18 protein-coding genes and 1 pseudogene are annotated in these 21,520 nt (G+C 66.4%); 11 read left to right on the top strand and 8 right to left on the bottom strand.

Features of this window, described 5'->3' with window-relative positions; translation table 11 throughout:
• Positions 1-51: 51 nt before the first annotated feature.
• Positions 52-837 carry a heme-copper oxidase family protein gene (locus tag ABIA70_RS05415; RefSeq protein ID WP_354146528.1) on the bottom strand — a complete coding sequence of 262 codons (786 nt, stop codon included), beginning with the start codon at positions 835-837 and terminating at the stop codon, positions 52-54.
• 299 nt (positions 838-1,136) lie between these two features.
• Positions 1,137-1,685, bottom strand: coding sequence for a YceI family protein (locus ABIA70_RS05410; RefSeq protein ID WP_354146527.1), 549 nt, complete (start codon positions 1,683-1,685; stop codon positions 1,137-1,139).
• A 202-nt stretch (positions 1,686-1,887) separates the two neighbouring features.
• Between ABIA70_RS05410 and ABIA70_RS05405 the strand changes: the two genes are divergently transcribed.
• From ABIA70_RS05405 to ABIA70_RS05360, 10 genes are all read left to right on the top strand, one after another.
• The gene (locus ABIA70_RS05405) at positions 1,888-2,568 is read left to right on the top strand and encodes a histidine phosphatase family protein (protein WP_354146526.1); all 681 of its coding nucleotides are present in this window, start codon (positions 1,888-1,890) and stop codon (positions 2,566-2,568) included.
• A gap of 2 nt (positions 2,569-2,570) precedes the next feature.
• A complete protein-coding gene (locus tag ABIA70_RS05400; RefSeq protein WP_354146525.1) occupies positions 2,571-3,197 on the top strand; it encodes a TlpA family protein disulfide reductase in 627 nt (208 codons plus the stop codon).
• A gap of 15 nt (positions 3,198-3,212) precedes the next feature.
• A complete protein-coding gene (locus ABIA70_RS05395) occupies positions 3,213-3,968 on the top strand; it encodes a cytochrome c biogenesis CcdA family protein (RefSeq protein WP_354146524.1) in 756 nt (251 codons plus the stop codon).
• Complete coding sequence (gene resB / locus ABIA70_RS05390) at positions 3,968-5,707, top strand: cytochrome c biogenesis protein ResB (RefSeq protein WP_354146523.1); 1,740 nt, start codon at positions 3,968-3,970, stop codon at positions 5,705-5,707. The genes ABIA70_RS05395 and resB overlap by 1 nt, the downstream gene beginning before the upstream one ends.
• On the top strand, positions 5,707-6,843 hold the full coding sequence (gene ccsB / locus ABIA70_RS05385; protein WP_354146522.1) for a c-type cytochrome biogenesis protein CcsB: 1,137 nt from the start codon (positions 5,707-5,709) through the stop codon (positions 6,841-6,843). The genes resB and ccsB overlap by 1 nt, the downstream gene beginning before the upstream one ends.
• A gap of 154 nt (positions 6,844-6,997) precedes the next feature.
• Entirely contained in the window at positions 6,998-9,100 is a 2,103-nt protein-coding gene (locus tag ABIA70_RS05380) for an Hsp70 family protein (RefSeq protein WP_354146521.1), read from the top strand.
• Between the two features lie 4 nt (positions 9,101-9,104).
• On the top strand, positions 9,105-11,144 hold the full coding sequence (locus ABIA70_RS05375) for a LuxR C-terminal-related transcriptional regulator (protein ID WP_354146520.1): 2,040 nt from the start codon (positions 9,105-9,107) through the stop codon (positions 11,142-11,144).
• A gap of 156 nt (positions 11,145-11,300) precedes the next feature.
• Positions 11,301-12,479: an IniB N-terminal domain-containing protein gene (locus tag ABIA70_RS05370; RefSeq protein ID WP_354146519.1), complete on the top strand. Its 1,179-nt coding sequence runs from the start codon at positions 11,301-11,303 to the stop codon at positions 12,477-12,479.
• A 121-nt stretch (positions 12,480-12,600) separates the two neighbouring features.
• Positions 12,601-14,634 carry a dynamin family protein gene (locus tag ABIA70_RS05365; protein ID WP_354146599.1) on the top strand — a complete coding sequence of 678 codons (2,034 nt, stop codon included), beginning with the start codon at positions 12,601-12,603 and terminating at the stop codon, positions 14,632-14,634.
• Entirely contained in the window at positions 14,631-16,118 is a 1,488-nt protein-coding gene (locus tag ABIA70_RS05360; protein WP_354146518.1) for a dynamin family protein, read from the top strand. Before ABIA70_RS05365 ends, ABIA70_RS05360 begins: the two co-directional genes overlap by 4 nt.
• 58 nt (positions 16,119-16,176) lie before the next feature.
• Here ABIA70_RS05360 and ABIA70_RS05355 read toward each other — a convergent pair whose 3' ends face one another.
• Together ABIA70_RS05355 and ABIA70_RS05350 are read right to left on the bottom strand one after the other, a co-directional pair.
• Positions 16,177-16,776, bottom strand: coding sequence for a hypothetical protein (locus ABIA70_RS05355; protein WP_354146517.1), 600 nt, complete (start codon positions 16,774-16,776; stop codon positions 16,177-16,179).
• A 4-nt stretch (positions 16,777-16,780) separates the two neighbouring features.
• On the bottom strand, positions 16,781-17,239 hold the full coding sequence (locus tag ABIA70_RS05350; protein WP_354146516.1) for a PLD nuclease N-terminal domain-containing protein: 459 nt from the start codon (positions 17,237-17,239) through the stop codon (positions 16,781-16,783).
• A 60-nt stretch (positions 17,240-17,299) separates the two neighbouring features.
• Between ABIA70_RS05350 and ABIA70_RS05345 the strand changes: the two are divergent.
• A pseudogene (locus ABIA70_RS05345) lies at positions 17,300-17,587 on the top strand (DUF4229 domain-containing protein); the annotation flags it as partial.
• 110 nt (positions 17,588-17,697) lie between these two features.
• On the opposite strand, the gene ABIA70_RS05340 reads toward ABIA70_RS05345, so the two are convergent.
• The 4 genes from ABIA70_RS05340 to ABIA70_RS05325 all read right to left on the bottom strand — a co-directional run bounded on the left by ABIA70_RS05340 (position 17,698) and on the right by ABIA70_RS05325 (position 21,351).
• Positions 17,698-18,579, bottom strand: a complete 882-nt coding sequence (locus tag ABIA70_RS05340; protein WP_354146515.1) for a 1,4-dihydroxy-2-naphthoate polyprenyltransferase — start codon at positions 18,577-18,579, stop codon at positions 17,698-17,700.
• A gap of 81 nt (positions 18,580-18,660) precedes the next feature.
• A complete protein-coding gene (locus ABIA70_RS05335) occupies positions 18,661-19,878 on the bottom strand; it encodes an AMP-binding protein (RefSeq protein ID WP_354146514.1) in 1,218 nt (405 codons plus the stop codon).
• Between the two features lie 60 nt (positions 19,879-19,938).
• Positions 19,939-20,889, bottom strand: a complete 951-nt coding sequence (locus tag ABIA70_RS05330; protein WP_354146513.1) for a 1,4-dihydroxy-2-naphthoyl-CoA synthase — start codon at positions 20,887-20,889, stop codon at positions 19,939-19,941.
• A 21-nt stretch (positions 20,890-20,910) separates the two neighbouring features.
• Positions 20,911-21,351 carry a VOC family protein gene (locus tag ABIA70_RS05325; protein WP_354146512.1) on the bottom strand — a complete coding sequence of 147 codons (441 nt, stop codon included), beginning with the start codon at positions 21,349-21,351 and terminating at the stop codon, positions 20,911-20,913.
• Between the last annotated feature and the right edge of the window lie 169 nt (positions 21,352-21,520).

The following is a 21,520-nucleotide window of genomic DNA, read 5'->3' as shown; positions in this document are numbered from 1 at the left end:
GTCACTGTTTTTCTTGCAGGTTGTGCCAGAGCGTCTGGAGTGGGGTGGGGCTTACTGGCCGTAGGGGTTGCCCGGAGTGCCGTAGGGGTTCGCGAACGGCTGCTGCGGGCGGAAGTACGGGGCCGCGGCGGGCAGGTACAGCAGGACGATTGCGACGATCCCTGCCAGCGTTCCCAGAGTGGCAAGGCTAGGCACCTGGAAGAGGCTGAAGACGGACAATGCGGCAAAAACCGTCCCCAGGATCCGGGCCCAGTTCTTGCCCTTGCGGATGAAGATGGCCACCAGGGCGTAGAGTGCAGCGCCGATGATGGCAAAGACCACGAGCGTTCCGGCGATCACTCCGCGGAGGTCGTCGTACGTTACGTCCGCGCCTGCGCCGCCGCTGCTGCGCATGGTGTCCTCGAACGTGCTCCGCATCCGTGGATCGTCGAGGGAACCGATGCCCAGGAGCATGGAAATGACGAAGATGGCGGCGGAAGCAATCAGCAGCCAGAACGAGATGTTAACCAGCTGCGGAACCCCGGCGGATCCCGAGGCCTGGGGCATTTCGGAGGGGTACTGGGCGTAGGGGGACTGGCCATACGGCTGCTGGCCGTATGCCGGCGGCTGCGGTGCGTTCTGGCCGTACTGCGGCGCGTTCTGCCCGTACTGCGGTGCGTTTTGCCCGTACTGCGGTGCATTCTGCCCGAACTGGGGCGCGTTCTGCCCGTACTGCGGGGCAGCCGGGGGAGTCGGCTGCCCAAACTGCGGGCTGTTCTCGCCGTAGCGGGGAGCCGGCGGCTGGTTGCCGGGCTCGGGTTCATTCGGAACGGGAGGCGGGACGGAGGGGGTGCTCATGAGCGGTCCTTTGCAGGTCGGATATCAGTTCGGCTGCTGGGTACAGTCAACTGGCCCTGCCCCCAGTACGGCTTACCTCCACCGTACCTCCGGCGGGTCCCGCAGCGTGCCATTGCGGCGCAGTTTTCGCACCTCAGACGGTTGCCAGGCGTTCCGGGCCACCTCCGGTGCACCGCACGTTCATGTGGCGTTCGGAAACCGCCGGTAAGCGGGACCCAAAACGGGACCCAAACACAGAACCCCGGCCGCCAGGATCCCTAGGGAAGCCTGGCGGCCGGGGTTCTGTCAGAACGGAAGAACTATGCTGCGGGGGCGATGAACGCCAGCTCCAGGTTGATGGCAACCTTGTCACTGACCAGCACGCCGCCGGCTTCCAGTACGGCGTTCCAGGTCAGACCGAAGTCCTTGCGGCTGATGGTGGTCTCGGCGGAAACGCCGGCGCGGGTCATGCCGAACGGGTCCACGGCAACGCCGTTGAACTCGGTCTCGAGCGAAACGGGACGGGTGACGCCCTTGATGGTGAGGTCGCCGGTCAGCTCGTAGCTGTTGCCCTTGGCTACGAGGCCGTTGGAGACGAAGGAGATTTCCGGGAACTTCTCGACGTCGAAGAAGTCTTCGCCGCGGACGTGGCCGTCACGGTTGACGTCGCCGGAGTCGAAGCTGGCGGTCTGGATGGTGGCGTTGATCTTGGAATCGGCCACGTTCTCGGCGAGGTCCAAGGTTGCTGCTGCATCCTTGAACTGGCCGCGGACCTTGCTGATGCCTGCGTGCCGGACGGTGAAGGCGATCTCACTGTGCGAGTTGTCGAGGGTCCAGGTGCCGGTGGTGACGTCTGCGGGAAGAGCCATGGTGTTTCTCCTTGATTTTGTCGGGTAGTACTTCCGGATAGGTTGATGCTTCATCAGTTGAAATATCAACTATCCGCTGCATCTACTATAAACATGCATTTGCATGTTTGTCACCCCCATCCGGAACATTTTTCAAAAACTTTCAGTTCTACTCGGTGTAGAAGATTTCGGATCGCACGCCATCTTTGAGAAACTGGTAAACATGCCCCAAGCCACTGTCCATCTGCTCCGCCACGGCGAAGTCCATAATCCCGACGGCGTTCTGTACGGCAGGCTGCCCGAATTCCACCTCTCCGAGCTGGGCCGGGAGATGGCGCAGACCCTCGCCGCGCACTTCAGCGAGCGTGCCGCCCGGGGTGCCCGGATCGTTTACCTTGCCGCGTCGCCGCTGGTCAGGGCACAGGAGACCGCCGCACCCACCGCCGAGGCGCTGCACCTTGAGGTCCACACCGATGAACGCATCATCGAGGCGGAGAACTACTTCCAGGGCATGAAGGTCACGAAGGCGGAACTCCGCAAGCCCAAGCACTGGCCGCACCTGGTGAACCCGCTCAGGCCGTCCTGGGGTGAGCCCTACAAGGCACAGGCAGCCCGTGTCCAGGCAGCTGTCCAGGATGCGCGGCTCCGTGCCATCGAGCTGGCTGAGGGTGACTTTGGAACCCACGGGCCCGAGGCCATCATGGTCAGCCATCAGCTGCCCATCTGGGCCACCCGGCTCAGTGCCGAGGGCCGCCCGCTGTGGCATGACCCGCGCAAGCGCGAGTGCACGCTGACCTCCATCACGTCCCTGGTGTTCGACGCCGACGGCTCCCTCCTGCGCGTTGAGTACAGTGAGCCCGCTGCCGCCCTTCTCCCCGGTGCCGCCACCACCCCCGGAGCCTGATCGTGACAACAGGACCCAACACGCCCCGCCAAACGGCCTCCCGCCGCAGCGTCCTCGCTGCAGGGGGAGCGGCGCTGACCGCCCTCACGTTGGGGCTGTCCGGCTGCGCGCAGGAGGATGCGCTGGCCCAGCAGGCCAAGGCCGGAGACAACAAAAACTATGTTGCCGGCGACGGCTCAGTGACGGAGTTTGCCGCGGCTGACCGCAAGGCCGCCATCGCAGTCAATGGCACCCTTTTCAACGGGACGGCCGTCACCCCCGCAGACTTCCAGGGCAAGGTCACGGTCCTGAACTTCTGGTTCGCCGCCTGTGCTCCGTGCCGCGTGGAGGCCCCCATCCTCGAAGAGCTGCACCAGGAATTCAAGGCCCAGGGCGTGCAGTTCTTCGGCGTCAACCTCCGCGACGAAAAAGCCACCGCCGAGGCCTTCGACAAGTCGTTCAACCTGACCTACCCCAGCTTCGATGACAAGGACGGCGGTGTGCTCCTGGCCGTCTCGGGCATCGTGCCGCCGGGTGCAGTCCCCACCACCCTGGTCCTGGACAAGCAGGGCCGCGTGGCCTCGCGTGTCCTGGGCGAAATCCAGAGGGGCACCCTCAAAGCCCTCATTACCGCCGCCGTGGCAGAGTAGCGGCGGCCCAAGACCGTGAACAGCCCCTTCGCCGAAGCCATCCTGAACGGCTCGCTGCTCCTCGCCATCCCCGTGGCGCTGCTGGCCGGACTGGTTTCCTTCCTGTCGCCCTGCGTGCTGCCCCTGGTTCCCGGGTACCTCGGCTACGTCACCGGCCTGTCCGGCGTGGACCTGCAGAAGCAGAAACGCGGCAGGATGCTGGCCGGAATCGGCCTGTTCGTGCTGGGGTTCTCGGCGATTTTTGTCCTGCTGGGCGGAGCGTTCGGCCAACTCGGCACCATGATCACCGGCTCCCAGAACGCCTGGATCACCCAGATCCTGGGCATCCTGGTGATCATCATGGGCGTGGTGTTCATGGGCGGCTTCGGCTGGCTGCAGCGTGACGCGAAGATCCACGCCAAACCGCCTGCCGGCCTCTGGGGTGCACCGCTGCTGGGCATCACCTTCGGCCTCGGCTGGGCGCCCTGCATCGGCCCCACCTACTCGGCCGTGCAGCTCCTGAGCCTCTCCGGCGGGTCCTCCGCCGCCAAGGGCGCTTTCCTTGCCTTTGTCTACAGCCTGGGCCTGGGCATTCCCTTCCTCCTGATTGCCCTGGCCGTGCGCCGGGGCATGGGGGTGATGTCCTTCTTCCGTAAACACCGCCTGGCCATCCAGAGGATCGGCGGGGGCATCCTGGTGGTGCTCGGCCTGCTGATGGCCAGCGGTGTGTGGGGCACCTGGGTCACCGGGCTGCAGTACTGGTTCCAAACCGATGTGAAGTTGCCGATCTGATGAGCGAGCGCGTGAAAGCAAACAAGAAGTCTCCGCCCCCCGTTGCCACCGCCAAGGCCGAGGCAGCCCTCCCCACGCTGGGGCCGGTTGAGATGCTTCGGTGGGCCTGGACGCAGCTGACCAGCATGCGCACAGCGCTCTTCCTGCTCCTGCTGCTGGCCGTCGCCGCGGTGCCGGGTTCGCTTTTCCCGCAGCGCCCGGCCAACCCGTCCATCGTGACCCAGTACATCCAGGACAACCAGGACTACGGGAAGCTGCTGGATACCCTGCAGCTCTACGACGTCTACTCCTCGGCCTGGTTCTCGGCCATCTACATCCTGCTCTTCATCTCGCTGATCGGCTGCGTGGTGCCGCGGGCCATCGCCCACTACAAAGCGATGCGTTCGCAGCCTCCGCGGACCCCCAAACGGCTCTCCCGCCTGCCCGAGTACGGCACACTGGTGGTTCCCGCCGGAGCCGGCCTGCCGGCGTCGGACGCCATCCGCAGCGCCGCCGGAGTGCTGAAGAAGCGCGGCTACCGCGTTGAGGTGAGGGACGACGACGGCGCGCGGCCGTCTTTGGGGGCAGAGCGCGGCTTCGCCAAGGAGGTGGGGAACCTGGTGTTCCACACCTCGCTGATCGGCGTGCTGGTCTCGGTGGCCGTCGGTGGGCTCTTCGGCTACAGCGGCCAGCGGATCCTGGTGGAGGGCGACACGTTCGTGAACACCCTGGTGGGCTATGACCAGTTCACCCCCGGCACCAACTTCCAGTCCAGCCAGCTCCAGCCGTACTCGATCCAGCTGGACAAGTTCGCCGTCACATTCGACAGGGAATCCAAGGGCAAGGTGGGCCAGCCCATCGACTTCACCGCCAACGTCACCACCAAGGAAACCCCCGACGCGCCCGCCAGGCAGGAAGTCCTCAAGGTCAACGACCCCGTGACCCTGGGCGGCACCAGCATCTATCTCACGGGCAACGGCTACGCCCCGGTGGTCACCATCCGCGACGGCGCCGGAAACGTTGCCATGCAGGGCCCCGTGGTGGCCAAGCTGCAGGGCGAGAACTACTACTCCTCCGTGGTGATCAAGGTCCCCGACGCCAAGCCGGAGCAGCTCGGCTTCGCCGGGTTCTTCCTGCCCACCGCCTTCATCACCGAGAAGGGCATCTCCTTCAGCGGCGATCCGGACCTGTTCAACCCGCAGCTGACCCTCAACTCCTACTTCGGCGACCTCGGCCTGGACAACGGTGCGCCGCAGAACGTCTTTGAGCTGGACGTCAAAGGCCTCACCCCGCTGAACGCCCGCAACCTGGCCGCCGGCGGCATCACCCTTGCCCCGGGCACCACGTACACGCTGCCGGACAATAAGGGAAGCATCAGTTTCGACGGCGTGAAGCGGTACGTGGGCGTGGACATCCACCACAACCCCGGCCAGCTCTACGCCCTGATCTTCGCGCTGCTGGCCGTTGCGGGCCTCATCGTTTCGCTGTACATCAACCGCCGCCGCGTCTGGGTACGGACCGGAACGCACGACGACGGCCGGACCATGGTGGAATACGGCCTCCTGGCCCGCGGCGAGGACCACAGGCTGGCCGCCGAAGCTGCCACCATACGCAAGCTTCTGACCGACGAATGGCAGTTGCCGGCGGATGCTGCCGGCGAATCCGCACCCACCCAGCAAACTCCCAGCCGCCAGGACGATAATGGCGCAGAGTCTGCCTCCACCCCCGCCGGCCCCGCCGGATCCACAAAGGACCAGTAATGCCTTTCGCCATCAACGAAACCATGGGCCAGTACAGCGAGCTTTTTATGCTGCTCGCCGCCGGTACCTACACCGTGGCCTTCATCGCCTTCGCCTGGGACCTCGCGAAAAGCAGCAGAGCCCTGCGCGCCGTTGACCTCAAGGCGGCGGCTGCGTCCGGCGCCAAGGTGCCGGCGATGGCCGGAGCTTCGGCGCCGGGCAATTCTGCCGGCGCTTCCGTGGACGCGGGCTCAGCAGCGGACAGGGCCGGATCATCGCACCTCGCCGGACCGGCGGGACGGGCCGAGCGGCCGTCGTCGTCCGTTTCCGGAAAGGGCGGCGGCGCCTCTTCCGGACCGGGACAGACCGCCAACGCCGACATGCGCTACGCAGCCGAACGCCGCGTACCCGCGCGGGTAGCGGTGGCACTGACCGTGCTCGGCGCGTTGATCCATGCCGCCGGCGTCATCACCAGGGCTCTGGGCTCAGGCCGGGTGCCGTGGGGCAACATGTACGAATTCCTGACCACAGGGGCCTTCGTCGCGGTGGCCGTGTTCCTGCTGGTGCTGATCCGCCGCGACCTCAGGTTCCTGGGCACCTTCGTGGTGGGGCTGGCCATCATCATGCTGGTGGCAGCCTCCGTGGCCTACTGGACGCCGGTAGGCCACCTGGTTCCGGCGCTGCAGAGCTACTGGCTGATCATCCACGTCTCCATCGCCGTGATGTCCTCAGCGCTCTTCACCCTCACGTTCGCCATGTCCGCCCTGCAGCTGGTCCAGTCCCACCGGCAGAAGACCATCGCGTCGGGCGGGGCGGACAAACTCGGCTTCATGCGTCTGGTTCCCTCGGCCCTGAGCCTGGAGAACCTGTCCTACCGGATCAACGCCATCGCGTTCATCGGCTGGACCTTCACATTGATGTTCGGCGCCATCTGGGCCGAGAAGGCCTGGGGACGCTTCTGGGGCTGGGACACGAAGGAAGTCTGGACCTTCGTGATCTGGGTGGTCTACGCGGGCTACCTGCACGCCCGCGCCACCCGGGGCTGGACCGGGACCCGGGCAGCCTGGCTCTCGATCGTCGGCTACCTTTGTGTCGTTTTTAACTTCACGATAGTCAACCAGTTCTTCAACGGGCTGCACTCCTATTCCGGCCTCTGAACTGGAGCTTCTCCTGACGGCCTAGAAGGCGCCGCGTAATAGCCCAATCGATGTATGAACAAGGGTGTCGCCGGGAAGACGGTGGTGCTACGGTGGTTGAAGTTGTCAGTGATGAAGCTTGCCGACAACTAGCAGCGTTCTTGCCGAGGTACCTATGAATTACGTTCTCGCCATAGATGTCGGGACCAGCTTCACAGCCGCCGCAATAGTACGAACCAACCAAAATGCACAGCCCGTTCCGGAAAGCCTGCCTTTAGGGCTCCGCGGAATGGCCGTGCCTTCCGTGGTGTACTACCCGGCTGAAGGTCCCATCCTTGTCGGAGAGCCGGCCGAGCGCCGGGGCCTGGACACCCCCGAACGGGTGGTTCGCGAGTTCAAACGCCGGATCGGGGACGAAGTCCCGATTTCGGTCGGTACCCTTTCACTTCCGGCCGAGGAAGTCTTCGCCACCATGGCACGCTGGGTGGTGGACCGCGCCCAGGAACGCGAGGGCGCACCGCCGTCGGACATTGTCCTTACCCACCCTGCCTCCTGGGGCGCCCACCGCACTGACCTCATCCTCAGCGCCCTCGCCGCAAAAGGCCTTGCCAACGTCACGTTGGTGAGCGAGCCCGAAGCGGCGGCGCTGCACTACGCCTCCCAGGTGCGGGTGGAGGATGGCAGCACCATCGCCGTCTACGATCTTGGCGGCGGAACTTTTGACACCGCCGTCCTGAGGAAGGCCGGCGCCGGCCACTTCGAGCTCCTGGGCCGTCCTGAGGGAATCGAAGGACTTGGCGGAGCAGACTTCGACGCAGCTGTCCTGCGGCATGTAATCGAGCACTCGGACCAGGCGCTGGCCGGCCTTGACACGTCGGCTCCCGCAACGCTGGCAGCCTTCGCGCGGCTGCGGCGGGAGTGTGTGGAGGCCAAAGAGGCGCTGTCCTCTGACAGTGAAGCCAGCATCGCGGTGCTGCTGCCGGGCCTCCAGCAGCAGGTCCGGCTGGTCCGTTCCGAGTTTGAGTCCATGATTGACGGGCCCATCCGGGAAACTGTTGATGCCCTGGAGAGTTCCCTGCAAGAGCTCGGACTCACCCCCGCAGACCTCTCAGCCGTCCTTCTCATTGGCGGATCGTCACGAATACCGCTGGTGGCCCAGCTGATTTCGGAACAGCTGGACCGGCCCATCGCCGTCGACGCAGACCCCAAATCTTCCATCTGCATGGGCGCAGCGGTGTCCATGCTGCGGCCCCACGCGGCCGCCGAACCGGTCAGCACCGCAACCGCTGGACCTGAGGCTGAGGTGCAGGCCGCCGACGCCGCCACCATTGGTGCGCACAGCCTTCCCAGCTGGTCACGGAAAACCCCAGCAGCTTCCCCTGCCGGCGGCGCGCACAGCAGCGGCCGGAAAGCCGGCACTGCCAGGGGCGCCCACGCCCCCCGCGCATCCGTTCGGCTCACTGCCGTGGCCGCGGCGGCAGCCCTCTTTACCGGACTCACGGCAACAGCAGCACAGAGCCCCGACGGATTCGGCAGCCTGTCCGCACTGCTTGTCCCCGGCGCGGAGGCCGATGCGGCGAAGCCGGACACCGGCACTATTCCTGGCGGCGGTTCTGCCCCGGGCGGGTCCGGGGGCGGCAGCGTCTCAGCCGGCGGCGGGGGCGCGCAGGTCCCGGAGGTGGGGATTGAAGCCAGTGCCAAGAAGGACGGCGGTGGCACGGACAGCGCGGTGGGACTCGATGTCGAGGCGTCACCCACCTCGAGGCCGTCAGCCTCCACAAACCCGCCGGCCGCCGGAGGGGCTGAGTCGGGCACAGACGCCACAGGCGGTGGTGCGGCGGCTTCCCTGCCTGGCGGAACGTCGGGCGGCGCAACGGGTGATACCACTCAGGGTTCCGGCGGGTCGGGAACGGGGGCGCTGCCGCCCGCGGATACTCCGGCTCCGCCTGAGACGCCGTCGCCGTTGCCGTCGGATACTCCGGTTCAGTCTGAGACGCCGACGCCGTCGGAGACACCGACTCCGACCGAGACGCCGGCGCCGACGGATACTCAGACTCCGACCGATACGCCGACGCCGGAGCCGACGGATACCCAGGCTCCGTCTGAGACGCCGACGCCGGTGCCAACGGATACTCCCGTTCCGACTGATACGCCGTCGCCCACTCCCTCGGAGACTGCGACGGCCACCGAGACGCCGTCTCCCTCGGAGACTCCGGTTCCGCTGACCGCCCCTGCGACCGAAACCCCCGCTCCAATCGTTCCCGAGAGTGGGGTCTGAGGCCATGTTCGACAATCATCAGCAGGAGTCCGAAGACCTCGTTCCTGACCACCGGCCTGAAGAAACCCGCGGCCGGAACGCCGTAGTCCGGGAACTCCTGCTTGCACTCTCTGTCGGCTTCACGATCCCGGGGCCGTTGCCGCGGGACCTGGAGCGCAAGATCACCGGCGGTGCCGTGGAAAGCCTCGATTCCCTGGTGGCAAGCGCGGAATCGACCGGGCTTCTGCAGCCGGACGGCACGGTGGTGGGCACCGTACAACAGGCCCTCCTGACATCCACGCCGACAGCCCGGATCCATGCGCTGCAGCGGGAACTCGTGGGATATTTCGCGGCAGATGACCGGCCGCTTGGTGACTTTGCCCGTGATCTGGCTCGGGGCGGCCTCGCGGACCACCGTGTTGCCGCCGAACTCGAAAAGGCCGGAGACAGGGCGCTGGAGCACCATCCCGGCCTGGCTGCCCAGCTCTATGGCGAAGCCCTGCTGGCAGGAGCGGATGAGATGGCCACGGCCGCCAGACGCGCCCAGGCCGCGTTCGCCACCGGAGACCTGGATTCCGCCGGTCGGATCATCGACGGGCTGCTTGTGTGCGCTGATCCGCCCGGTCTCCGCCTCGGAGTAGACGTTGCTGCCGCCGTCTGGGCCCAGCGGGGGATGATCTCCCGCGGTGCAGACGTGTACAACTGGCTCGGCCCGGAGCGGGTAGGACCTTCTGCTCCGTTGGCCGCGGTTGCCATGATCGGCTGCGGCAACCGGGCCGGAGCCGAGAGGATGTTTCCGGACAAAGCCGGGCCGGCATCGCCCACGCTCCTGGCCGTGGCGCTGGCGCAGATGGGCAAGGGCATTCTGGAATCATTGGCGGCGGACCCGCATCACGGTCTCCCTGTCATGATCCACGCGTCCGACATGTTCACAGCTGCAGGGGCTTCCCTGCCAATGCCGGAGACGCCTGGCGCCCTGGCAGGGCTGTTGGCCCTGCACAGCGGGGAGCCCCACCTCGCAGAGACCATCCTGCGCGCCGCCGTTACGGCAGGGCAGGGCGGGGATGCCGTCAAGCCCCGCCTGTTCCTGCTCCAGGCCTGGTCCGCCATGCAGCAGGACAATCCGGAAGAAGCACGGCTGGCCATCAACGAAGCCTCCAAGGCCAACCCCTGGCCTCTTGTTCCCCGTGACGAGTTCCTGTGCGCGGCCCTTGAAGTGGGCCTCGCCCGCAGAAGCGGCGAAGTCCACGACCTGGTCCTGGCCTGGGAACGCGCACGGGAAGCCATGCTGCACACGTCGGTGGACCTGTACAGCCTCCTCCCGTGGGGCGAGCTGATGATCACGGCGGCCCGGCTGCGGGAGACCAGAAGGGTCTCGCATTACCTGGACGAAGTATGGAAGCTGTTGCAGATGCTGGGGGAGCCGCCGCTGTGGGCCGTGCCCATGCACTGGGCTGCCGTCCAGGCCGCCCTGCTGAACGAGAGCCCGGCGGATCTGGCACCCCATGCTGCAGCACTGGCCCGCGCCGCGCATAACAGCCACCTTGCCTCGGTGCTGGCGTCTGCGGGCAAGGCCTGGGTGTCGGTGCTCGCCCAAAAGTTCCAGGCATCCGAGGTCGAAGCTGCTTCCCGCGCGCTGAATGCCGTCGGCATGCCCTGGGAAGGTGCGCGGCTGGCAGGGCACGCCGCGGCCCGCGCAGACGATCGACGAGACATGGTCCGCCTGCTGTCCTGCGCCAGGGATCTTCACCCGCAGGGGAACTCCGCCGGCCCGAAGTCCTCGGGACGCTCCGAGTTGCGGGCCGTTGCCGCGGCGGGCGATGGGATCGATGCCGCCCAACCGGATGGTTCAGTGCTCAGCGAGCGCGAAAAAGAAGTGGCCAGGCTGGTGCTGGAGGGAAAAACCTACCGGGAAATCGGGGAAGCAATCTATATTTCCCCCCGGACCGCAGAGCACCACATTGCCCGGATGCGCCGCCGCCTCGGCGCCGAAAACCGCTCGGACCTGCTGGTCCGGCTGCGTCTTGCACTGGGTCCTGAAAACCACAACGGAGCGAGCCCCTAGTGCCCCTAACGTTGGGGGCCGGCGAATCCCGGATACCGGGGCGGCCGGTAGGGTGCAGCGACCCGATGCCCGGCGGCCGACTGGGACCTTACGTTTGATTCAAGCCGGCAACGATGCTCGGCGATCGATAACTCAAAGAAGAATTGAGGACATCCAATGCCTACACTTGCCAATGACCTGGTCCAGTTCCTGATGAGCCTTTTCGGAAGCCAGCAAGCAGCCCAGGAGTTCCTGGACGATCCGGAGAAGGTCCTGCAGGAGCACGGACTGGGCCACGTGTGCTCGGCAGACGTTGATGCGGCTATGCCGGTTGTTCTGGACTACGCTCCGATCACCCTGAACCACTCGTCCTTCGACCGTGAATACAACACCGGCGGAAACACCTCGTGGACCGGCGGCGGCAGCGGCGGCACGGGCGGCACGGTCGGCCACACTCCTCCTCCGGCAGGCGGCGGGCATGGCGGCGGAAGCCATGGCGGCGATGACCACGCGCACGCTGTGCAGCAGCTCCACCACGTCGTCAACAACTACTCCTACACCACCACCACATCAACGGTGGATGACCGCGATACGATCACCGACCAGTCCGTCAACCAGAACATCTGGGCCGACGGCGACGTCCGGCAGTGGTTCGACAACGACTCCGTAGTTGCCTCCGGCGACCGCGCAGTTGCCGCCGGCGACGACGTCGACATGCGGAACTCGAACAACATCAGCGATTCCTACAACACGGACAACTCGACGGACAACTCCACCGACAACTCCATCTACGCCGGCCGCGACGCCAGCGTCGGAAACGTCGACACCGCCATCGACGACTCCTTCAACACCGACCTTGACGTGGACGTGGCCGACTCCTTCAACGACAACTCGGACAACTCGGATAACTCGGACAACTCGATCAACGATTCGTACAACGACAACTCCGATAACTCGGATAATTCCGACAATTCCGACAATTCCGACAACTCCGACAACTCGGATAACTCGGTCAACACCGAGGTTGAGATCGCCGACTCGTTCAACGACCAGAGCACCGATGTGGCTATCGAGGATTCGTTCCAGGACAACTCCGATAACTCGGACAACTCCGACAACTCGACCACTACAACCACCGAAACGACCACGGAAACCAACGTGGACGTGGCTGTTGAGGATTCGTTCCAGGACAACTCGGTTGAGAACGACGTAGCCGTGGCTGATTCCTTCAACCCGGTCGAGGTAGCGGTTGAGGATTCCTTCCAGGACAACTCGGACAACTCCACGAACGTTGATGTGGACGCCGAGCTCAACGCAGAACTCACCGCTGATGATGGTGGAGAGATCACCCTCTGACCGCTGGTCCCACGTAGCGGAAGTGCCCGGCAGGGAGCCGAAGAACCCCTGCCGGGCACTTCCCGCGGTAGCCCGCACGTCCCATACTGAGACTTGAAGCAAAGGACTGGCAGTGGTTGAAATGCAACGACCGGAGGCTCGGGCAACGACCGCGGGCTCCTCAGGACCGGCAAAGGCCTCGACGACTCCGACGGCGGCGCATTTGCTCAGGCTCGTGGAGCAGGCCATCGCGCTGGTCAGCGACGGTGAACGCGCCGACCTGCGAAGGCGACTGGACCAGACGCTCCGCAGGCTCCAGGACCCGAGCATCCGCGTCATTGTGGTGGGGGAGTTCAAGCAAGGCAAAAGCAAACTCATCAACGCCTTGGTGAACGCGCCTGTGTGCCCCGTCGACGACGACATCGCCACCTCGGTTCCCACGGTGGTCCGGCACGGTGATCCGGCGTCGGCGTCCATCCTGTTGCCGCGCGGGGACGCGGAACCCGGCGAAGAGGAGAAACTCGAACGCCAGCCCATCAACATCACCGAACTCGCCGCCTACGTCTCCGAACGCGGGAATCCCGGAAACGCCAAGAAACTGGTGGCCGCAGAAGTTTTCCTGCCCCGCAAACTGCTGGCCGGAGGCCTGACCCTCGTCGATTCGCCCGGCGTCGGCGGACTGGGATCCACCCACACACTGACCACCCTGACGGCGCTGCCGTCGGCCGATGCCATGCTCCTCGTTTCCGACGCCTCCCAGGAATACACCGAGCCGGAGATCAGGTTCCTGCGGCAGGCCATGCGCATCACCCCCAGCGTGGTGGGAGTCCTGTCCAAAACTGACCTGTACCCGGACTGGCGCAGGGTTGCCGAGCTGGACCGCGGCCACCTCGCACAGGTGTCCCTTGACATCCCGCTCTATCCGCTGTCCTCGGACCTGCGCCTGGAGGCCGCACGGCTGCAGGATGCGGAACTGAACTCGGAGTCGGGCTTCCCGGGGCTGATCGGCCACCTCCGGAATGAAATCGTGGGAAAGGCGGAACGGCTCCAACGGCGCTCCGTGAGCCAGGACCTGCTCTCCGTCACCGAAAACCTGCGGCTGTCGCTCCAATCAGAACTGGGCGCGCTAGAGAACCCTGCGGACACGCCCCGGATAATTGCGGACCTGGAAGAGGCGAAAGCGCAGGCCGACGAGTTGCGCAAACGGTCCGCACGCTGGCAGATCACCCTGAACGACGGCATCGGCGACCTGATCGCGGACATGGAGTACGATCTCCGTGACCGGCTGCGCCGCATCCAGCGCGAGGCCGAAGCCGCTATTGACCAGGGCGATCCCGGTCCCGCCTGGACCCAGTTTTCCAAGTGGCTCGAAGAGTGCGCCGCCGCCGCAATCTCGGACACCTTCGTGTGGACGAGCGAACGTGCGCAGTGGCTGGCTGCGCAGGTGGCAGAGCACTTCTCGGAGGATGAAGTCGCCCTGCCCGCGCTGCGCGTTTCCGACGCCGGTGACGCACTGGATCCGGTAGATGACATGCCCGGGCTGGATGACGGGCGCATCAACCCGATGCAGAAGGTGCTGATCGGGATGCGGGGATCATACGGGGGCGTGCTGATGTTTGGCCTCCTGACCGGCATTTTCGGGATGGCCCTGATCAACCCCCTGTCCGTTGGCGCCGGTCTGCTCCTGGGCCGCAAGGCGTACCGGGAGGACAAGGAAGCACGCCTGAAGCGCCGGCAGCTGGAGGCCAAGGCGCTGGTCCGCCGCCAGTTGGACGATGTCACCTTCCAGGTGGGCAAGCAGCTCAAGGACCGGCTCCGGCTGGTGCAGCGGTCCACCCGCGACCACTTCACCGAAATCGCGGACGAGCACCACCGTTCGTTGACGGACTCGGTGGCCGCAGCCCAGAAATCGGCCACCGTCTACAAGCTCGAAAAGGATGTCCGGGTCCGCGAGATCAAGGAAGAGCTCAAGAAGGTCGACGCCGTTCACCACGCAGCCGCGCTGGTGGCAGCCGAAGTGGCGCACGTTCCGACGTCGGGCGGTTCAACGCCCGATCGCCCGATCGCTCGGGGAACTGGCGGCGGCGGTTCGACGCCCGGAGGTTCGACGCCGGGCGGTTCGACGCCGGGCGGCATGCCGCCGGGCACGGCACGGGCGGTTGCGGCGGGCAGATGAGCACGTCCATCAGCGCTGGGGTGGCGGACCTGATCCAGGACGCCCTGGCCCTTTATGCGGACGACCCGGCGGCGGTGGCGTCTTTGCGGGGGTATGCCACCCGCTTGTCCGAGCCGTTGCGGATAGCTGTGGCCGGCATGGTCAAAGCGGGCAAGTCCACGCTCCTGAACGCCATCATCGGTGAGGAGATCGCGCCCACCGACACCGGCGAGTGCACCCGGATCGTGACCTGGTACCGCTACGGCCATACTTCGAAAATCACGCTGTTCCCCGTCAAAGGCGAACCGAGGATCCTGCCGTTCAAGCGCGTGGACGGCCGCTTGGTGTTCGTCCTGGGCGATTCCCGGGCCGAGGACGTGGAACGCCTGGTGGTCGAATGGCCGTCGCAGAGCCTGCAGCAGATCACCCTGATAGACACGCCGGGGATAGCCTCGCTGTCCGGGGACGTCTCTGCCCGGTCCACCGATTTCCTGACCCCGGCCGACGCACCTTCCGAAGCCGATGCCATCATCTACCTGATGCGCCACATGCACGCCTCGGACCTGCGGTTCCTGGAGTCGTTCCGGGACACGGAGGGGGGCCGGTCAGGCACGGTCAATGCCTTGGCCGTGCTGTCCAGGGCGGATGAGATCGGGGCCGGCCGCATCGATTCGTTGTTATCCGCCGGGGATATTGCCGAGCGCTATCGTCGGGACCACAGCCTGCGCAAGCTGGCATTGGGGGTGGTCCCGGTGGCTGGGCTGCTGGCGCAGAGCGCCCGCAGCATGCGCCAGGCGGACTTCGAGTCGTTGCGGCTCCTGTCAGGGATGGACCGGTCCGCCCGGGAAAGGCTTCTGCTTTCGGCGGACCGGTTCGTCAGGGCCACCGTCCCGGAAGGCCTGGACGCCAAAGCCCGGGCCTCGCTCCTGGAGCGGTACGGCCTGTTCGGGATCCGGCTGGGTGTGGTGCTTATCCGGAGCGGTTTTACCGAACCGACGCCGCTGGCACATGAGCTCGCCAGGCGCAGCGGGCTGGATCCACTGCTGCGCCTTGTGGACCGCCAGTTCCAGGCCCGGGCAGACGCCTTGAAGGCCCGCACGGCCCTGGTGGGCATGGAGACCCTGCTGCGGACTTCGCCGAGGGAAGGTGCTGGACAGCTCGCCGTCGGACTGGAACGCCTCCAGGCGAACGCCCATGAATTCCGTGAGCTTCGGCTGCTGGCCACCATTCGCACCACGGGGACCTCCCTCAGCAACGAGCTGGCCGAGGAAGCCGAAAGGCTGATCGGCGGTTGGGGAGCAGCGCCGGGCGTCAGGGTTGGGCTGGCTCCGGAGAGTCCGCCGGAGGAGATTCTGGCCGAGGCCCGACGCTACCTGACCAGGTGGCGGACCGTGGCCGAAAACCCCCTGACGGACCGTTCAGCCCTGGAGGTCTGCCGGGTGGTGACGCGCAGCTGCGAGGGCATCGTCGCAGAGTTTTCCTCCCTGCAACTGCAGCAGCAGTAGCCCGGCGGGGGTAAGTCGGGCGGCGTTACGTACGCCTGGGTTACGTCTGGGGGTCAGCCTATGGACGCGCCCGCCTGGACTTCATCCATCTGCCGGCCGAGGGCATAAAGAATGCCACCAGGCCAACGAAGCCCAGGAGCAACTCAGCACCCCAGAGCATCACCACATAGCTGCCGGCGTCGCCCTCGGGAACAAGGAAGGCAGCGGCCACGGCCATGACCGCCACGTGGCCGGCCAGGAGCGCGGCCAACAGCCAGCGCGTCCAGCCGTGGCGGGCAGAGACGGCCGCAAGCGCCGCCGCCTCGAGCAGGGTGGCCAACAGCAGGGCCGCCAGGCTGCCCCAGAAGACAATGGCCGATGAAGCAGTCACAGCCTCGGCGTCACCGCCCGGTGCCATCTGATCCACGACGGTCCGGAGCCGCTCAAGGTTTGAATCCCGGGCGAGGAAGGAGCCAACGAGCACGGCGAGCCCGGCAACAAAGCTCAGCAGCCAGAACGTCTGCGCAAAGCGGACGCTGCGGGGCGCAGGGGGAGTGACAAGGATCGGTGCGGGAGCGGCGTAAGAGAGGCCAGGCCGCGGGGGCGGCGGGAGTGGCGTGGTGCCGGCCCTGGCGGACGAATCCGGAAGCTGGCGTTCTCCGTCGCGTTGCTGGGCCATGGTCCTACTTTACGTCGCCGGTATCCCGGGTGTCTGCGTCCGGGCTGGACGTGCCGCCGGCGTCGCCGTTGTCGTTGCCACTGTTGCGGGTTCCGGGGCCGGCGGGCCCCGAACCTCCAGGGCCGCCGTCAGACTTTTCCTTCGCCGCCAGCTCGTCCTTGAGCTTCTTGAGGCGGGCAGCCTCAGCCTGCTTCCGGCGGCGCAATTCGAGGTTGCGGAGGAAATCGGGATCGTCATCCGGGGCGACGGGATGGCCTGCCGCCTGCCGGACCGGGCCGCTACCGCGGGGGCGGCCGATCAGGAGCCACAGGATGGCGCCGAGCACCGGCAGGACAATCATGACGATGATCCACGCAGGTTTGGAGATGCCGCGGGTCAGGCGGCCGTCAGTGCGGATCACGTCCACCAGGCCATACACAAAGATGACGAGAACTGCGACGGCGAGAACCACACGGAAGAGCATGCCATTAAGTCTATCGTCCGCAGGCAGCGCGTGTTCAGGCAGGGCGGCTAAACTTGGACGGTGGCTTTCCTGAAATACTCCCTGATCCGGCTGGCGCTGTTTGTGCCGCTCTTCGTGCTGTTCCTGTTCCTGCAGTTGGGGGCGCTGCTGTCAGTGATCTGCGCGGCGCTGATTGCCTTTGCGGTGAGCTACCTGTTCTTCCAGAAGCAGCGGGATGAGGCAGCGGCGGCCCTTCACACCCGGTTCTCCGGCAAGGCCAAGCCCCTGCGCAGCGCCGGCGAGGTTGCTGACGCGAACGCCGAAGACCGCCTGCTGGACGCAAACCCGGACCTCACCATCCGCACGTCCGGTCCCAAGGCCCCAGACGGCAGGACCCCGGAGGCCAAGGCTCCTGAGGCCACGGCCCCTGAAGCCAAGACCCCGGAGCGCCGGACCCCTGAAGCCAAGGCTCCTGAGGCCTAGAACCCGTGGCTGAGCACCAGCCCCGCTGAGAAGAGCAGGCTGTAGCCGAGGTTAATCAGCCCCGTCTGCTTCAGGACCGGGATCAGGCTCTTGCGCTTGCGGCCGTTGATCATCAGCCAGGCCGGCATCAGGCAGGCAGGGATGAGCAGCAGCACGATCAGCATCCACGGCCGGCCCGGAGCCAGGATCACCACCAGGAAAATGGCCACGGCGAGCATCAGCACGTAGCTTTCGCGGGCGTGCTTGTCGCCCAGCCGCACCGCCAGGGTCTTCTTGCCGGCCTGCGTGTCCGTGGGGATGTCGCGGACGTTGTTGGCCATCAGCAGGGCGCAGGCGATCAGGCCGGTGCCGATCGCGCCGATGATGGCCGGCAGGTTGATCTGCCCGGCCTGGGTGTAGGTGGTGCCGAGGGTTGCGACCAGGCCGAAGAAGACGAATACAAAAACGTCGCCCAGGCCCATGTAGCCGTACGGGTTCTTGCCGCCGGTGTAGCCCCAGGCGGCCATCACGCAGCCCAGACCGACCAGGATCAGCCACCAGCTCTGGGTGATCACCACCAGCGCCAGGCCGAACAGCATGGCCACACCGAACGCTCCGAACGCGGCATATTTGACGTGTTCCGGCGCGGCGGCGCCTGAACCCACCAGGCGCAGCGGACCCACCCTGTCCTCATCGGTGCCGCGGACGCCGTCGGAATAGTCGTTGGCGTAGTTCACGCCGATCTGCAGGAGCAGCGCCACCAGTGCGGCAAGCACGGCGTTGACGGGGCGGAAGGAATCCATCTCGTAGGCCGCGGCCGTACCAATCAGCACCGGGGCGATTGCCGCCGGCAACGTGCGGAGGCGGGCGCCTTGGATCCATTGTGCGGCTGTGGCCACGTCAGTACCTCATGTTGGGTCGTCGAAACGGTGAAACGGCGGGTACGCCGGCTGCGGGCTCGCCGCCGGTGCAGGTCTACTCTACTTTCCCCCGTGCAGCGCGTTGAGCCGCTCGATCATCGCCAGGCGGTCAGGCTTGCCGTTGGGGAGCATGAGCAGCTCCGGGGCGGTCGTCACGGTTTTCGGCGCCAGCAGGCCCAGGCTCTGATGCCATTGCCGTTCAAGCACGACGGCGTGATCCCCGGTTGCGGTCCCCGCACCGGCTTCCGCACCGCCTTCACTGCCTTCCGGACGGCCGTCCGCGCTGCCATCCACCGCCACATAGGCTGCAACGGCCTGGCCCCACTCCGCGGACGGTACGCCGGCCACAAAAGCCGCCCTGACGCCGTCGGACTTTTCCAGCTCTGCCTGTACGTGCGCGGCGGAGACCTTGACGCCGCCGGTGATGATGACGTCGTCGGCGCGGCCCAGCACGGTCAGGCGGCCGTCGTCGTCGAGCCTGCCGAGATCGTTGGTGCGGTACCAGCGGACGCCGTCTTCCTCGAAGAAGGTGTCCGTGCTCTCCGGCGAGTCAAGGTAGCCCGCGGCCACCGTGTCCCCGCCCAGCAGGATCCGGCCGTCAGCCGTCACCCGGACGGACACGCCTTCCAGCGGCACGCCGTCGTACACGCAGCCGCCGCAGGTTTCCGCGGAGCCGTAAGTGGTGATGACCCGGATGCCGGCCTCCCGTGCCGCAGCCAGCAGCTTGGCCGGGGCCGGCGCACCGCCCAGCAGGATGCCGTTGAACCGGCGAAGCACGGCCAGGGTGTCCGGCGACGGCGCGTGCAGGAGCCGCTGCAGCTGCGTTGGCACCAGGGACGTGAACCGGATTTTGTCGGTCAGTTCCAGGGCCGCGGCCGTAAACGCCTCCGGCGTAAAGCCATCGGAGAGGTCCATGACCCACGGCCGGGTGCCGGCGAACAGCGACCGCACCAGGACCTGGATGCCTGCCACGTACTGCACGGGGAGGGCCAGGAGCCACTGGCCTTCACCCTTCAGTGCAAAGGCAGTGGCCATGGACGATGCCGCCAGCGCCTCCACGGTGAGGATGGTGGCTTTCGGTGCTCCGGTGGAGCCGGATGTACGGACCACAGCCACCGCGTCATCGCAGCCGGGCGTCTCGGTGTGCCCAACCACCAGCCCGCCGTCGGGACCAATGGAAAGTTCGACGGCGGGTCCCTCGCCGCGCAGGGCGGCGGCCAGGGCCGTGAGCGCGGGGTCGATGTTGAGGGGGCCGCTGGTGCGGGGTCCGTTATTCATGTGCCGTCCTGCCTTGGAAGTACGCGGGGAAGTGAGCCGTGCCCGGAGGTGCTCCGGGTCTTAGAAGTAGTGCGGGAAACGCGACCAGTCCGGGTCCCGCTTCTCCAGGAAGGCTTCCTTGCCTTCCACGGCCTCGTCCGTCATGTAGGCCAGGCGGGTAGCTTCGCCGGCGAAGACCTGCTGGCCGGCCAGTCCGTCGTCGGCGAGGTTGAAGGCGAATTTGAGCATGCGGATGGCCTGCGGTGACTGCCGGGCGATGTCCGCGGCGTATTCCAGTGCGACGTCCTCCAGGCGCTCGTGGTCAACGGCTTCATTGACGGCACCCATCCGCACCATGTCCTCCGCGCTGTACTCGCGGGCCAGGAAGAAGATTTCGCGGGCGGCCTTCTGGCCGATCTGGCGGGCCAGCAGGGCGGAACCGTAGCCGGCGTCGAAGCTTCCTACGGTGGCGTCAGTCTGCTTGAACTTGCCGTGCTGGCGGGAGGCGATGGTGAGGTCGCAGACCACGTGCAGGGAATGGCCGCCGCCGGCTGCCCACCCGTTGACGACGGCGATGACCACCTTGGGCATGGTGCGCATGAGCCGCTGGACCTCCAGGATGTGGAGGCGTCCTGCGCGGGCGGGGTCGATGGTTTCCTGGGTCTCGCCGTCCGCATAGCGGTACCCGTCCCGGCCCCTGATGCGCTGGTCGCCGCCGGAGCAGAAGCTGTGGCCACCGTCCTTGGGGGAGGGCCCGTTGCCGGTGAGCAGGACGGTGGCCACGTCCGGTGTCATGCGGGCGTGGTCCATGGCGCGGTAGAGCTCGTCCACGGTGCCGGGGCGGAAGGCGTTGCGGACCTCGGGCCGGTTAAAGGCGATCCGGACCGTGGGGAGGTCCTTGGCGGTGCCGTCCGCGGAGCGTTCCACCTGGCGGTGGTAGGTCATGTCCTGAAAGTCATCGAAGCCGGACACGGTGCGCCAGCGGGTGGGGTCAAAGACATCGGACACCCGGGCGGGAAGTTGGTTGCTCACCGGACAAGTCTAGTAATCGGCTCAGCTGATGCAGAACTCGTTTCCCTCGGGGTCCGCCATGGTGTGCCACTCATGCGGACCCTCGTTGGCGGTCCAGAGGAAGGTGGCGCCCCGGGCTTCGAGTTCGCGGCGGACCTCGTCCTTGTCCCGATCCCCGATCCGGACATCCCAGTGGACGCGGTTTTTCACGGTCTTGTCCTCCGCCGCGGTCTGGAACAGCATGCGCCGGGTCGGGGCGCTGGCGTCCAGTTCCTCCGGGGGCCGGATGGCCGATCCTGTGCGCCACACGAGCTTCCCGTTGTGCACCAGGGTTTGGTCATCCGTGGCGAAACCCTGGTCGATCATGGACCGGATAAAGGCTTCGTCCTGCGGCTCCACCGCCCAGTCCAGGGTCTCGGCCCACCACTCGGCAAGCTCGTGCGGATGACGGCAATCGACAACTGTTTGCGTGATCAGTCCCATCGTTCCAAAGTACGGCGGCGGCAGGCCCGGCGATAGGGGAGGCCGCCCCCTCCTGCTGCTCCCGCTCCAATTACTGCGACGGCTAACTGCAACGCGGGGTCACTCCAGGCCCAATAACGTCCCGTTATTGGGCGAGGAGTGACCCCGCGTTGGTTGGGGGAGCGTTGCT

This window comes from Arthrobacter sp. 754 (genome assembly GCF_040548695.1).
Classification (GTDB): Bacteria; Actinomycetota; Actinomycetes; order Actinomycetales; family Micrococcaceae; genus Arthrobacter.
The sequence above is the reverse complement of the archived record's forward strand: the minus strand, read 5'-3'. Positions and strand labels throughout refer to the sequence as shown.